Source organism: Streptomyces sp. NPDC060232 (assembly GCF_042726555.1).
In the GTDB taxonomy this organism is placed as follows: Bacteria; Actinomycetota; Actinomycetes; order Streptomycetales; family Streptomycetaceae; genus Streptomyces.
Map to the genome: position 1 here is coordinate 818,728 of NZ_JBHXAG010000001.1, position 13,448 is coordinate 832,175.

The 13,448-nt window shown below is 72.2% G+C and carries 12 protein-coding genes and 2 pseudogenes; 7 read left to right on the forward strand and 7 right to left on the reverse strand.

Annotated elements, in window-relative coordinates; all coding sequences use genetic code 11:
* Window positions 1-131 precede the first annotated feature (131 nt).
* A complete protein-coding gene (locus ACFWFZ_RS03705; RefSeq protein WP_387116007.1) occupies window positions 132-809 on the forward strand; it encodes a MerR family transcriptional regulator in 678 nt (225 codons plus the stop codon).
* A gap of 54 nt (window positions 810-863) precedes the next feature.
* Here ACFWFZ_RS03705 and ACFWFZ_RS03710 read toward each other — a convergent pair whose 3' ends face one another.
* From ACFWFZ_RS03710 to ACFWFZ_RS03725, 4 genes and pseudogenes are all read right to left on the reverse strand, one after another.
* On the reverse strand, window positions 864-1,163 hold the full coding sequence (locus ACFWFZ_RS03710; RefSeq protein ID WP_387116323.1) for a hypothetical protein: 300 nt from the start codon (window positions 1,161-1,163) through the stop codon (window positions 864-866).
* Between the two features lie 76 nt (window positions 1,164-1,239).
* Window positions 1,240-1,647 (reverse strand): annotated as a pseudogene (locus ACFWFZ_RS03715) (MBL fold metallo-hydrolase); the annotation flags it as partial.
* A 71-nt stretch (window positions 1,648-1,718) separates the two neighbouring features.
* Entirely contained in the window at window positions 1,719-2,696 is a 978-nt protein-coding gene (locus ACFWFZ_RS03720) for a GlxA family transcriptional regulator (protein WP_387116010.1), read from the reverse strand.
* Between the two features lie 202 nt (window positions 2,697-2,898).
* Window positions 2,899-3,323: pseudogene (locus ACFWFZ_RS03725) on the reverse strand (pyridoxamine 5'-phosphate oxidase family protein).
* Window positions 3,324-3,615: 292 nt separating this feature from the next.
* On the opposite strand from ACFWFZ_RS03725, the gene ACFWFZ_RS03730 reads away from it, so the two are divergent.
* The 3 genes from ACFWFZ_RS03730 to ACFWFZ_RS03740 all read left to right on the forward strand — a co-directional run bounded on the left by ACFWFZ_RS03730 (window position 3,616) and on the right by ACFWFZ_RS03740 (window position 7,721).
* On the forward strand, window positions 3,616-4,962 hold the full coding sequence (locus ACFWFZ_RS03730) for a hypothetical protein (RefSeq protein WP_387116013.1): 1,347 nt from the start codon (window positions 3,616-3,618) through the stop codon (window positions 4,960-4,962).
* 187 nt (window positions 4,963-5,149) lie between these two features.
* Window positions 5,150-5,557, forward strand: a complete 408-nt coding sequence (locus ACFWFZ_RS03735) for a hypothetical protein (RefSeq protein ID WP_387116016.1) — start codon at window positions 5,150-5,152, stop codon at window positions 5,555-5,557.
* A 10-nt stretch (window positions 5,558-5,567) separates the two neighbouring features.
* Window positions 5,568-7,721, forward strand: a complete 2,154-nt coding sequence (locus ACFWFZ_RS03740; protein WP_387116019.1) for a CHAT domain-containing protein — start codon at window positions 5,568-5,570, stop codon at window positions 7,719-7,721.
* 101 nt (window positions 7,722-7,822) lie between these two features.
* Here ACFWFZ_RS03740 and ACFWFZ_RS03745 read toward each other — a convergent pair whose 3' ends face one another.
* On the reverse strand, window positions 7,823-8,038 hold the full coding sequence (locus tag ACFWFZ_RS03745) for a DUF4190 domain-containing protein (RefSeq protein WP_387116022.1): 216 nt from the start codon (window positions 8,036-8,038) through the stop codon (window positions 7,823-7,825).
* Between the two features lie 92 nt (window positions 8,039-8,130).
* The gene (locus ACFWFZ_RS03750) at window positions 8,131-8,322 is read right to left on the reverse strand and encodes a hypothetical protein (RefSeq protein ID WP_387116025.1); all 192 of its coding nucleotides are present in this window, start codon (window positions 8,320-8,322) and stop codon (window positions 8,131-8,133) included.
* Between the two features lie 99 nt (window positions 8,323-8,421).
* On the opposite strand from ACFWFZ_RS03750, the gene ACFWFZ_RS03755 reads away from it, so the two are divergent.
* From ACFWFZ_RS03755 to ACFWFZ_RS03765, 3 genes are all read left to right on the forward strand, one after another.
* Window positions 8,422-9,045 carry a TetR family transcriptional regulator gene (locus ACFWFZ_RS03755; RefSeq protein ID WP_387116028.1) on the forward strand — a complete coding sequence of 208 codons (624 nt, stop codon included), beginning with the start codon at window positions 8,422-8,424 and terminating at the stop codon, window positions 9,043-9,045.
* A gap of 259 nt (window positions 9,046-9,304) precedes the next feature.
* On the forward strand, window positions 9,305-11,944 hold the full coding sequence (gene rph, locus ACFWFZ_RS03760) for a rifamycin-inactivating phosphotransferase (protein WP_387116031.1): 2,640 nt from the start codon (window positions 9,305-9,307) through the stop codon (window positions 11,942-11,944).
* A 217-nt stretch (window positions 11,945-12,161) separates the two neighbouring features.
* On the forward strand, window positions 12,162-12,491 hold the full coding sequence (locus ACFWFZ_RS03765; protein ID WP_387116034.1) for a hypothetical protein: 330 nt from the start codon (window positions 12,162-12,164) through the stop codon (window positions 12,489-12,491).
* A gap of 394 nt (window positions 12,492-12,885) precedes the next feature.
* Here ACFWFZ_RS03765 and ACFWFZ_RS03770 read toward each other — a convergent pair whose 3' ends face one another.
* Complete coding sequence (locus ACFWFZ_RS03770) at window positions 12,886-13,227, reverse strand: HopJ type III effector protein (protein ID WP_387116037.1); 342 nt, start codon at window positions 13,225-13,227, stop codon at window positions 12,886-12,888.
* Between the last annotated feature and the right edge of the window lie 221 nt (window positions 13,228-13,448).

A 13,448-nucleotide genomic window follows, 5' to 3' on the forward strand; every position in this document is an offset into this window, starting at 1 on the left:
CTGCGTTCCTGCACTGGATACTTCGAGTATCCAGATACTGGATAGTGGCAGTATCTTGTTGTGGTGTCCAATCGCCGAAGGGCCGTGCCGGGCGCCGGGAGCCCGACCGCACGACCAGCAGGGAAGCCGCAATGAAGATCTCGGAGCTCAGCCGGCGGACCGGCGTTCCGGTCGCCAGCATCAAGTACTTCCTGCGGCAGGGGCTGCTGCCCGCAGGGCGGGCGACGGCCGCGACCCTGGCCGAGTACGGGGAGGAGCACGCGCAACGGCTGCGGCTGATCAAGGCGCTGACCACGCTCGGCGGCCTGTCGATCGCCGCCACCCGCGACGTGCTCGGAGCCGTCGACCAGGCTCACGGCGTCGAGGGAGCCCTCGGGGCGGTCAGCTACGCGCTGCCGGTGCCGGGGACGGCCTCGCCCGTGGCCGACCCCGGTGACGCGTCCGGGGGCGACGCGACCGCCGGCACCGAGGTGGCGGAGCTGCTCGCGACCCTGGAGTGGCAGGTGCCGGGTACGTCACCGCACGTGGAGGGACTGACAGCGGCACTGAGGGAACTGCGGAGGCTGGACGCGCAGTATGCCCCGGGGGAGCTCGCCGCCTACGCCCGCCTGGCAGAGTCGGTGGCCCGCCTGGACCTGGAGCGCGCGGTCGGCATCGACGACCCCGTGTCGCTGGCCGAGCGGGCGGTCGTCGTCCTCGCGGTCTGTGCCCCGGTGTTCGAGCTGCTGCGGCGCCTCGCCCAGGAGGACCAGGTCAGGCGCCGAGTCGCGGGCGGTGCCGGCGCCGGCGGGGACGCAGCGCCCCGGTGACCCGGCCCGGCCCACTTTGCGGTGCGCCGGACAGGGTCTGCGCTCGGCGTCCGCTCATCCGAGGGTCGTCGCGTCGTCCCGACGCGCGCGGATCCGTCCGGCTGCTTCGAGCCGGGACAGCCGCCGGTGTTCCCGGGAGGCCCAGCGTCGGACGCGGTCGGGTGCGAGGGGGGTGCCGTGTCCCACGTGGAGTCTGGTGGGGTTCAGGTCGAGCATCCTGCGCAGACTGGCGAGGTTGAGCAGCGGGTCGTCGTGGAAGGGCGGGTTGGCAGGCCGGCCGGGTACGAGGCCGAAGAAGGAGTTGGCGATCAGGTCGCCGGCGACGAGGTCTCCCTCGCCGGTGAGGACGGAGATCGATCCGGCGGTGTGCCCCCGGGGTGGGCATGATGCGTGCCGCGACCCCGAAGTCCTCCAAGTCCGTCTCGCCGGTGACGAGTACGCCGGGTTCGAACGGTTCGACTCGTAGGTGCAGGTTCTTGTTCCTGGCCATGAGTCGGCCCATCCGCCCGGTGGGCAGGTAGGGCTCGCGGGCCCGGCCCGTGCGGAACGGGCCGAGGTCGGCGGCGTGCCCCGCTACCGGTGCCCCGGTCAGGCGGTGCAGTTCGGCGGCGGAGCCGAAGTGGTCGATGTGGCCGTGCGTGACGACGATCAGCGAGACGTCGGCGGGGTCCACACCGTGCGCGGCGACCTGCGCGGCGATTTTTCTGCCGCTGCCCGGTGTACCCGCGTCGACGATGACGGGCCGGCGGCCCAGCAGCAGGTACGCGTTGATGTTGTGTCGGCCCATGACCGGGATAGGGACGACCTTGGTTCGGGACATGGTTCTCTCCTTGGGCATGACTGTCCTACGCCGCGCGGTGGCTCTCGCGGACGGCGAGGGGCAAAAGGGGTGAGGCGTCGGGACGGCCCTTAGCGGAAGCGACGCCGGTATTCGGCGGGAGTGGTACCGAGACGGCGCCGGAAGGAGCGGTGCAAGCTCTCCACCGAGCCGAGGCCGCTGAGGGCGGCGACCTCGGGCAAGCCGTGGCTGCTGTCCTGGAGCAGGCGGCGGGCGGCCTCCAGCCGTACGGATTCGACGTAGGCGGCCGGGGTGGTGGAGGTGCGCCGGGAGAACAGCCGGGAGAAGTGGCGCACGCTCAGGTGCAGCCGCGCGGCCAAGGCATCGGCGGACAGGTCCTCGGTGAGGTGTTCGCCGATCCACATGCGCAGCTCGTCGATTCGGTCGCCCGGGGCGGCCGGCACGGTGAGCGGAACACTGAACTGGCTCTGGCCGCCGGCGCGTCTGACGTACATGACCATGGTGCGGGCGGTGGCCAGGGCGAGTCCGGGTCCGTGGTCCTCGGTGACCATGGCCAGGGCCATGTCCATTCCCGAGGCGATGCCTGCGCAGGTCCACAGGCGGCCCTCCCGGATGAAGATCGGGTCCGGATCGACGGTGACCTGCGGGTGGTCGGAGGCCAGCCGGGCAGCCGTACGCCAGTGGGTGGTGGCGGACAGGCCGTCCAGCAGGCCCGCCGCGGCCAGCAGATGGGCGCCCGAACAGACGGAGGCCACCCGGTGGGTTCCGGGGGCTGCCTCCCGCAGCCAGTCGATGGTCCCGCCGTCGAGCACCGGCTCCACCTCGTGGCCGTCCACGCGGACCGCCCCGGACACCAGGAGGGTGTCAACGTCGCCGTGCACCTCGTCCAGCGTCAGGTCGGCCATCAGCCGGATTCCACTGGCGGTGGCCACCGGCTCCCCTCCGGCGGTCGCGATGCGGACGGTGTACCCGGACCGGCCGGTGCCCGCGACACGGGTGGCGACCGAGAACACCTCGGCCGGACCGGTGACGTTGAGGAGTTCGACGCCGGGGAAGGCGGCGATGACGACCCTGTGCGGTGACTGCATGTGCCGATCATTCCGCCCGGGCGTGATGGCCGCAATGACCATGTTCTGTCACATCCGGACACGAGCGCCCGGCCGGCCCCGGGACCACCCGCGACCGCACGGACGGCCTCACGGCCCCGCCCCCAGGCCCGGGGGGCGCTACGGCCGGGGCCGCCCGCACCGGCGCCGCCGCAACGGCGAGATCGAGGGGCGCGCTACCGGGTCACACCTGGCCGAGGTCCGAACTCACCCATCGCGACGGACGCATGTGGATCACGACCTGCTCACCGTGGTTCTTCCACGCGCCGTCGACGTAGCCGTCCACCTTGTCGGCCGGGAGATACCGCGCGGAGATCGACTCCAACTGCTCGCGCACGGCCGGCACGACCGAGACGACCGGGCCCTCGACCGACACGTACCGGACCGACGGCTCCACACGGTCGACCATCAGGCTGAACCGGCCAGCGGCAGCGATCAGTTCGGCCTTGCGGGAATCGCGGCCGGTCATGATCCAGATGTCACCGCCGGGGGAGTAGTCGTACCAGATCGGTACCGTCAGCGGGGCACGCTCGTCGCCCGCGCTACGGAGAGGGCGGCGATGTGGGGTTCGGCGAGGAACTGCTCACGCTCGGTCCGGGACAGGGCCACGACATCCTCCTACTACCAGGGCGGAAAAGGCGTACGCCCCGGAAACACCACCCCGGCGCCGGACCATTCCCCGAGGCCGACCACCAGGACTCCCCGAGCCGGTCATCACCGTGACCAGCGGCTACGGCGGGGTGGCCCGACCCCGCCCCCACTCCCCGTGTGAAGGGCAAGACGCCTGCACCCGTACCTGCCCCTCCGGACATACCGCCGAACACGTCGGTCCAGCGACACTCGGCTCTCCCAGTCCACGTCGCACGTCGCACGTCGCAAGAGTCGCAAGAGGGGACGCCGCATGCGGGCGCAGCACACCGGTGACGAGCAGCGGAGAGGGCCGCAGCGCTCGGGAGCCGCGCAGGCCGCGCGACAGGCCCGGTCCGGCGGCGGCGCGACGACCGCGGAGTCGATGCTGCAACTCCAGCGTCTCGCCGGGAACGCCGCGGTGTCCCGCATCATCGAGGCACAGCGGCACGCGCACACCGCCGACTGCGGCCACACCCCTCCCGTCCAGGGCACGGCCGCACCCGCCGGTCCCGCTCCCGCCATCCAGCGCATGGAGCAGGAAGAACTGCACCAGCACCCCCCGGGCCCGGCGCTACGGGTGCGCGGTCCCCGCACATCCCGCGCGAACGGCCGCACACCGAACGCGCTGACGGCGGCCGAATGGCAGAGCCTGCCCCAGCCCACCCGGGACGCCGCCAACAAGCAGCGTGTGGCCGTCGACGCGGACCCGCAGACGCTGCAGGAGACCGACCAGATGCTCCACTACCACCTGGGCAACATCCGCAGGCTGGCGCCGGACGCTTCCCTGACGGCGGGGCGCAACGAGGTACTGGAAGGCATCGGCCGCGCCGACCCGCAGACCCGCGGCTACTGGAACAGCCAGGACGCACGCGACGCACAGCTCGGCCGCGACGCCCGAGCCGCGCGCGACGCGTACACGGAGACCGCCGAGGACCGGCAGCAGCGCCACCAGACGGTGGAGGACACCCTGGCCGGCTCCGGCTCCCAGGACGCGATGGGCGATCTGCGAGCACTGCTGGAGCGGTTCGACGGCGTGGCCATCGGCGGGAGCCACTCCGGCGCACCCATCTGGCGGTTCCTGTGCACGCACATGGAGGAGATCCGGGCCGCCGGTGTGAGCACCCTCTACCTGGAGAGCATCCGCGACGACGGCTACCAGGCACACGTCGACGCGTACCTCGCAGGCGGGCCGATGAGCGACGAACTGCAGACGTTCGTCACCCGCTACGACAGCAACATGAACCTGGGCGCGACCGGACTGCGAGCCGTACTGGAGGCCGCCCGGACGCACGACATCCGCGTCAAGGGCCTCGACGGCCGCCCGGCCCGCCGCTCCGCGATGCCGGCTGCCGACCTCTACCAGCGCATCGCGGCCATGAACACCTACGCCACCCAGGCCGTCGCCAACGACCGGCGCCGCCCGTCGGCGACGGGCGGCTACCTCATGGAGCTGGGCAGCGCCCACACCGGCATGTACGGGGGACCGCCGCAGAACACCTCCGTGCACGGGACGGAGTTCCAGGCGGGCGAGGGCTTCCCCGGCGTGGACGACCTGCTGGGCATCCCCGCGGTCGGGTACGAGGACGACCACCGCTTCCGCCGCCTGCCCAACTCCTGAACGCTTTCGACGCGCCGCCCCCTGCGCCCGGTGCCGGCGACCGCCGTACCCGGGAAGCGGAACGGGAAATCCGGAACACCGGATGCCGGGACGCCCACGGGGCCATACTGCAAGCGGAACAGGCCAGTTGAGGGATCCGCCCGGGTCCGGGAGCAGTACGGGCGGCCCGCTCCGTGAGAGGGCGTACATGAGCGACACCATCAAGATGAGCGTTCCGGGAGAGCTCGCGGAACTCCTGGTCGCCGAGGGGCACGCCACGCCCACCCGCGGACGGCGCAGCTCCCAGTGGGGGCTCGACGGCGGCTTCATCGGTGGGACCGCGACGGTCATCGCCCTGATGCAGGCCCCGCAGACCATCGCCTACCTCGCCGGAGCCATCCGCTCGCTCGCGTCCCGGCGCCGCGCCGACCGCACCGACGACCGCACCCGGATGTACGTCGAAGCCATCGGCCCGCACGGCCAGATCCGCTTCGACGGCGAGGCGACCGTGGAGGAGATCGAGCGGCTGCTGCGGCGGACGATCCTTCCCGCACAGAGCCCCGGACCGGCCGAAGGCACAGCCCGGGCCGCCGCCCTCGACACCGACGCCGTCTGACCGCCCCGCCATGGGCGCCTTGCGGAGCCGTTTGAAGTCGCTGGTCGTCACCGCGGTCCGCCGCCACCTGGAAGTCGACCTGGTGAGCGACCTGAAGGACGTCGACGCGACCGACGTCCGCGCCATCACCAGGCTGTACCAGGTGCTGGACCGACGGCCGGTGTATTCGGCCGGACTCGACCACATCGTCCAGACCGTCGACCAGCACTACTCCCGCGCCTCGCCCAAGCCGCTGACCCGCCGCCTCCTGGCATCGCTCCTGGACGAGACCGGCGGGCACTTCGGGGAACTGGGCCGTACGGGGGAGGCGGCGCAATGCCGCCGGATCGCTGCCGAGCTGGCGCCGGACGGCCCGGACAAGACGATCCTGTACCTGCTGTCCGCGATCTCCAGCGAGCAGCAGCTGTACGCCCTCGGATCCCTCACGGTCGACGCCGTCCTGCGCGCGCTGCTCCACGAGGTGGGCCGCAGCGGCCGGCGGATCCGCCGCGCGAAGATCCTGGGCGCCGTCGCCTACGCCGCGCACTCGACGGCCAACATCGAACGCCTCCGGACCACGGTGGAGGCGCTGGCGACGGCCGCCGACACACCCGGCTACCGGGCCCTCGTCACCTTCTACCGCTCCCGCCTGCTGATCGCCGCCGGCCGAATCGACGAGGGGCTGGCCGCGGAGCGGGAGTTCTCGCGGACGGCGGCCGACATCGGCCCGAACGACCGGGCCCACGAGCTGGTGGCGCCGGTCCTGGCGAGCGTCACTCCGCACGACAGCGCCATGGCACACGCCTCCGAGGCCGCCCTCCGAGGCGACTACGTGGGGGCCTGCGGATGGTACGGCCAGAGCGCCGAGGAGCTGCCTCCCGGCCCCGCCAGGTCGGCGCTGCGCCTGTTCGCCGAAGCGGCACGGGTGCAGGGCGGCCTGCTGCCCTCACCTCGCGCTCTGCGCGAGTGCCTGTCCCGGCTCTGCGCCGACGACGTCTTCGCCGCCCGCACCGTCACCGACGTCGAGCTGCTTCTCACGGGCCTGCTCATGACGGCGGTCGACCTCCACGAGGCGGGCCACGATCCGCAGATCGTCGCCGAACTCGCGGACTTCCTGGGGGAGTTCCGGGGCGGGACCGCCGTCGGCCGCCCCCAGGACAGCGGCGCCTACGACACCGACGCCCGCGCGGACATCACGCTCGTGGACTTCCTGGCGCGGACCACGGCGCCGGTGACGCCGGCCGAGATCGCGCAGGGGCTCCCGGCACACCATGTCGTCTGGGTGCTCTTCACCGGTGCGGAGGTCGGCGAGCACTACCTCACCGTCGTCACACTCCGCCCCTCGCACCCCGTTCCCCTCGTACGGCGCACCCACGTCTCGGCGGCCGACGGCAAGGCGCTGGCCCAGTGCATGGACGAGGACTCCGAGGACGCCCCCGCGGAGGCCGTCCGACGGATCTCCGATCTGTTCTTCGCCGACATCGGTCCCGATGCCGCGGGCGCGAGCATCCTCGTCGTCCCCGACTCGGGCACCTGGGCGATGCCCTGGAACGAACTCGCCCCGCGGGGCACCACAGAGCTGACGATCAGCATGTCGGCGGGCGCGGCCCTGCGCTCCCGGCCGGCCCCCGCGGCCGTCGTGCCGCGGGTGATCGGGATCTTCGACGAGGTCGAGCTCGAAGGTTCCCGCCTTGAGGCCGGCGCCCTGCAACAGCTCGACGCCCAGGGGCACATCCGCTTCACCCGGGTGCACTCGCTGGCCGAACTCCAGGACGCGCTGGAGGCGGCGCCGTACGACATCCTCACCGTCAGCGTCCACGGCACGGAGAGCGACGGCTTCGAGTACCGCATGCTGCTGCCCGACGGCCCCTCCTCGCCGGCCGCCCTGCTGCGGCTCGGGCTGCCGCCGGTGGTCGTCCTCGGCTGCTGCTGGTCGGCCAAGTCCACCGAGCGCGCCGACACCACGGCCGCCGCCCTGTCCTGCCTGGTGGCCGGGGCCTCGCAGGTCGTCGGCGGCCTCTGGGCCATCGACGACGAACTGGCCGGTCGCCTCCTGGCCGACACCTACGACCGGCACCTGCGCCGGGGCGTGCCGCTGTCCCAGGCCCTGCGCCAGGCCCACCTCGCCCTCCCCCCGGACCGCCGCCCCGGCGCGGCCGGCCTCGCCTTCATCGGCCGGGGCTGAGGCCTGCGCCGTACCGAGCCCGCAGGTCCGTCTCCGGTCTCCGGCCTCCGGTCTCGGGTCTCCGTTATCCGGGGTCGGCCGGGCGGCAGCCGGCGGAGGGTTCAGGTCATGCTCCAGGACCAGGTGCCGTCGGCGGTGACGAGGCAGATGAGGACCAGGACGTCGGTGATGCCCAGGGCGATGGCCAGGCGGGCGCGGCCGGTCCGGGTGGTGCGGCGGTAGAGGGCGAGGGTGCCGAGGACCACGGCGACGGGGCCGAGCAGCAGGTTCATCACGAGCAGTCCCACCAGGCCGAGCACGAACGCGGTGACCGCCATCGCGTCGGCGTCGCGGGCACGGGCCCCGCTCCGGGGTCGGGTACGGGTACCGGCACCGGTACCGGTACCCGTACGGGGTGGGGTGCGCGGGCTCATCGCAGACCCCCGCGCTCGTGGTGGGGGAGTGCGCTCCGGCCCCGGCCGGACAGCCGTTCGCGGGCGGCGAAAAGGCCGAGCCACAGGGCGATGACGAGACCGGCGGCCGCGCCGACGGGTACGGGGAGGTGAGCGACGGCGCCGAAGACGACGCCGAGCACCAGAAGTGCGCCTACGAGGAAGAGCATGGGATGTCCTTCCATTCAGGTAACAGTTGTTCACTGACTACCCGGTTCAGTTGGCGTCATGCTGGCGGCGCACGAGTGTGACGCGGTTGACTTCGCGTCATGAGCCCTTCCGCCGGGGTCCGCGAGACCCAGCGCCGTCGCACCCGCCGCGCACTGCTCGACGCGGCCCTGGCGTTGTTGGAGGAGCGCAGCCTGGGAAGTCTCGGGCTCAGGGAGGTGACCCGGGCCGCGGGCGTCACCCCCACCGCCTTCTACCGGCACTTCCGCGACATGGACGAGCTGGGGACGGCACTGGTCGAGGAGTCACTGGCCAGCCTGCACACCACGGTGCGGGACGTCCTCGCCGCGACCGGCGACCCCGAGCGGCGCGGCGAGGCCGCCGTGCGCCTCGTCGCCGAGCTGGTGCGCACCCGGCCCGCTCACGTCCGCTTCCTGGTCCGTGAGCGCCACGGAGGGGTGACGGCGGTGCGAGAGGCCATCGCGGACCAGCTGGACGTGTTCGCCGAGGAGACGGGGGCCGCCCTCGCGGCCGATCCCGTGAGCGCCGGCTGGGCCGAGCGGGACGTGACGATGCTGTCGCGGCTCCTGGTGGACCACATGTTCATGACGGCCTCGGCGTTCCTGGCCGCCTCCCTGCGCGGTGAGGACTGGACGGCCGCCGCCCGTACGGCCCTCGGCCAGCTCCGCCTCATCCACCTCGGACGCCTGCACTGGTCGGGATGACCCGGACGGCAACGACCCGCCTCCCGTGCCGGATTCGGCTTCAACGCCCGCCCGAGTCAGCCGCCCCGGCCAGGGGGTGCGCCCCCGCCCCGCCTCAACGGTCCCCGACGGGCCGCCTCGGAAACGACAAAGGCAAGGAGAGCGCTCTCCTTGCCACTCTCAACTTATAGCGCGACCGGGGGCTTGCCGCAAGGGCCCGGTCAGGGCGCAGAATCGTCGACCCGAGCCATGACCCCCTGACCGCCTTGGAGGCATCGCAGTGAACGAGCAGTACGTGTGCGACCTTCACCAGGTGGACGAGACCCACGTCGCGCTCGTCGGCGGCAAGGGCGCACACCTGGGCGCGCTGTCGCGCATCGAAGGGGTCCGCGTGCCGGGAGGTTTCTGCGTGACGACGGCGGCCTTCCGGCGGATCATCGAGGGGGCGCCCGCGGTCGACGGTCTGCTCGATCGGTTGTCGCGCGTGCCGGCGGACGACCACGACCGGGAAGCGATCCGCACGCTCAGCGCGCAGATCCGCCGCACCATCGAAGGGAGCGCCATCCCGGACGATCTCGTGGCGGCGATCACCCGCGCACTGGCCCGGTCCGGCGAACGGGCCGCCTACGCCGTGCGCTCCAGCGCGACGGCGGAGGATCTGCCGACGGCCTCCTTCGCCGGCCAGCAGGACACGTATCTCGACGTCGTGGGCCCGGCGGCGGTCCTCCGGCACATCAGCCGGTGCTGGGCCTCGCTGTTCACCGAGCGCGCCGTGACCTACCGCCACCGCGGCGGCATCGACCACCGCACGGTCCACATGGCCGTGGTCGTGCAGCGGATGGCCTTCCCGCACGCGTCCGGCGTCCTGTTCACCGCCGACCCCCTCACGGGCAACCGAAAGGTCGCCACCGTGAACGCCGGACCCGGCCTCGGCGAGGCGCTGGTCTCCGGCCTGGTCAACCCGGACGTCTTCACCGTGCGCGACGGCAAGGTCGTCGCCCGGACGATCGCCGCCGAACAGCGCACGCCGGCAGCCCTGCCGGCCGGCGGTACGCACGAGGTGGCGACCGACCCACAGCGGCAGGCGCGGCAGGCGCAGCCGGCGCTGACGGATGCGCAGGTCGTACGGCTGGTCGAGCTCGGGCGGCGGATCGAAGCGCACTTCGGCCGCCCCCAGGACATCGAATGGTGCCTGGTGGACGACGACTTCCAGATCGTGCAGAGCCGGCCCATCACGACGTTGTTCCCCGTCCCGGAGCGCGGCGACCGGGACAACCGTGTCTACGTCTCCGTCGGCCACGCGCAGATGATGACCGACCCCATGAAGCCGCTGGGGTACTCCGTGTGGCAGCTGACGGCCCTGGTGCCGATGTACGAGGCCGGCGGGCGGCTGTTCGTGGACGTCACCGCGCGCCTGGCCTCGCCTGCGAGCCGCGCCGCCCTCCTGGACGCCCTCGGGAAGGGCGATCCGCTGGTCCGGGACGCTCTGCAGACCGTCCTCGACCGTGGTGACTTCGTTGCGTCCCTCCCTGATCCGGGCCCCGGCGGTCCGCCGCCCGGCGGCGCGCCCGACCTGATCGAGACCGACCCGGCCATCGTCACCGAGCTGATCGAGCGCAGCCGGGCCTCCCTCGCCGCCCTGGAGCGCGACATCCGGGCGAAGAGCGGACCGGCGCTGTTCGACTTCCTGCTGGAGGCCTTCGAGGAGCACAAGCGCAACCTCGGCGATCCGCTGAGCATGCAGGTGATCACGGCGGGCATGGAGGCCACGTGGTGGCTCAACGACAAGCTGGGGGAGTGGCTGGGTGAGAAGAACGCCGCCGACACGCTGACGCTGTCCGCCCCCGGCAACGTCACCTCGGAGATGGGCCTGGCTCTGCTCGACGTCGCGGACGTCATCCGCCCGCTGCCCGAGGTGGTGGCGTACCTGCGGGGCGTGCAGGACGACGGCTTCCTGGACGGGCTGGGGAAGCTCACCGGCGGGCCTGAGGCGCGTGACGCCATCGAGGACTACCTCGACCGGTACGGGATGCGCTGCGTCGGCGAGATCGACATCACCAGGCCGCGCTGGCGCGAACACCCCGGCGCGCTGGTGCCCGTGATCCTCGACCACGTGCGCAACTCCGAGCCGGGCGCCGCCGAGAAGCGCTTCGAGCTGGGGCGGCAGAAGGCCCAACAGAAGGAACAGGACGTGCTGTCACGCCTGCGCGCCCTGCCGGACGGGGACCGGAAGGCCGACGAGGCCAAGCGGATGATCGACCGCGTCCGCACCTTCATCGGGTACCGGGAGTACCCGAAGTACGGCATCATCAGCCGCTACTTCGTCTACAAGCAGGCCCTGACGGCGGAGGCCGAACGCCTCGTGCGGGCAGGGCTGCTCGCCGAGCGGGAGGACGTCTTCTACCTCACCTTCCGGGAACTCCACGATCTCGTGCGCTCGGACCGGCCGGTCGGCCCACAGTCCGTCCGGCAGTCCGTCCAGCAACTCGTCCGGCAGCGCAGGGAGGCGTTCCGGGCGTATCGCGCGCTCACCCCGCCCCGGGTGCTCACCTCGGACGGCGAGGCCCTCACCGGGTCGTACCGCCGGGACGACATCCCCGCCGGAGCCCTGGTCGGCGTACCGGTCTCGGCCGGGACCGTGGAGGGCCGGGCCCGGGTCGTCCTGGACATGGCGCAAGCCGATCTCGAAGCGGGCGACATCCTGGTCACGGCCTTCACCGACCCCAGCTGGTCGCCGCTGTTCGTCGCAATCGCAGGCCTGGTGACCGAGGTGGGGGGCCTGATGACCCATGGCGCGGTCATCGCCCGGGAGTACGGCCTGCCGACCGTCGTAGGCGTGGAGCGGGCCACCCGGCTGATCCGGGACGGCCAGCGGATCCGCGTGCACGGCACCGACGGGTACGTCGAGATCCTGCCCTGACCGGCCACACCGCCCCGGCCACACCACCCACTCCGGCCACGACCTGCCACGCCCTCGGTACCGTGGCCGGCCTGGCCTTCTCGGCAGCGAACAGCGAGTAACGCTTCCCCGGTTCGCCGACACGGGTCCATGTGGCCGGAGGGTGCATGGATTTGACCCAGCCATGCCATCCATTTGATCATTTGCTGTTCCCTTTACGCGAAGACGAAGGAGCATCATGCGCACCAGCGCCGCACGCCGTCTCTCCGCCCTGGCCCTCACAGCCGGGTTGACCCTCCCCGCAGCGCTCTGCGCCGCCACCCCCGCCTCGGCCGCCGCCATCACCTGCCGCAACGCGGCCGGTGAGCTGTACGTCACCAAGGACTCCGCCCCCGTGCGCACGGCCTACTACGAGACCGGCCGGGCGGTCGACACCGTCCACCGGGGCGACAGGCTCAACTACACCCGGCAGTGCACGAACTCCAAGGGCAACCTCTGGTTCTGGGTCGACAAGACCTACGGCGTGAAGGACGGCTGGATCTACTCGGGCAACGTCGCCCGCATCTGATCCCGTACGTCTGCACCTCGGAAGGCGGCCGGCCCCTCCCCGATCCGGTCGGAAAGGTTTCGGCTTCGTCGCTTCGGGCGGAACCCGCGTCCGAGGTGCGGACGGCCGCCGCACCCCGCTGGCGCGATGCGTCAGCGGATGATCCCTTGCTCCGCGCTCGCCCGGTTCGTGTGCGGGTAAGGGATTCGCGTGCACCCGGGCAGAACGCCGAGCTCCACCCCACCCCCCCCCACTCCACCGGCCGCTCCGCCGTCGTTTCGTCCCGCCCCGTCCCGGTCGGCGCGTGGCCCCGGCGCCGACCCGCCGCCGCTGGCCATGACCGTCACGCGCCTGCCGCAGCCCGGGCGCGTTCGTGAGAAGGCCGGACTCACCCCCCCGCCGGTGCCGTCGCTGTTCAGCGCTTGCGGGCCAACGGTTGCCCGGCGAAGTTCACCCCTGCCAGGCCATGGGCCATGAGGTTTCGAATGTTGCTGTGATCGGTGCCGTTCGGCGTTGCCAGCACGCTGCGGTAATGCTCGCCGAATGCCAGCAGCGCCTCCTGGTCGCTCAGCCCCTCCAGCAGGGCAAGCCCCAGCGTCTTGCAGGAGCCCTCGTTCTCGCCTGCGGCGTTTTCCAGTTCTCCGTTGCGGAACGCCTGCGGCTGGTACTCGTAGTGCGCGTCGACGAAGGCCAAGGTGTCGGCGAAGTCGTGCTCACCTGACGCAAGGCTTGCCCGCAGCGAGTTCAGATCAGTCATGTCGATTCCTCAGGGTTGAACAGACGATCCGATCGCCGTCCGTGACCGGACGACGGTACCCCCTGAGCCCAGCCGGTAGGAATCGCGCCACATGCCGGACGGGCGGCATCTCCGCAGGTCACGCTGGGCGGCTGGGCGGCTGGGCGGCTGGGCGGCTGCGGCTGCGGCTGTTTGCCGTTGCCGTGCCCGCCCCGTGCCGCAGGGCGACTCGCTCGTGTGCC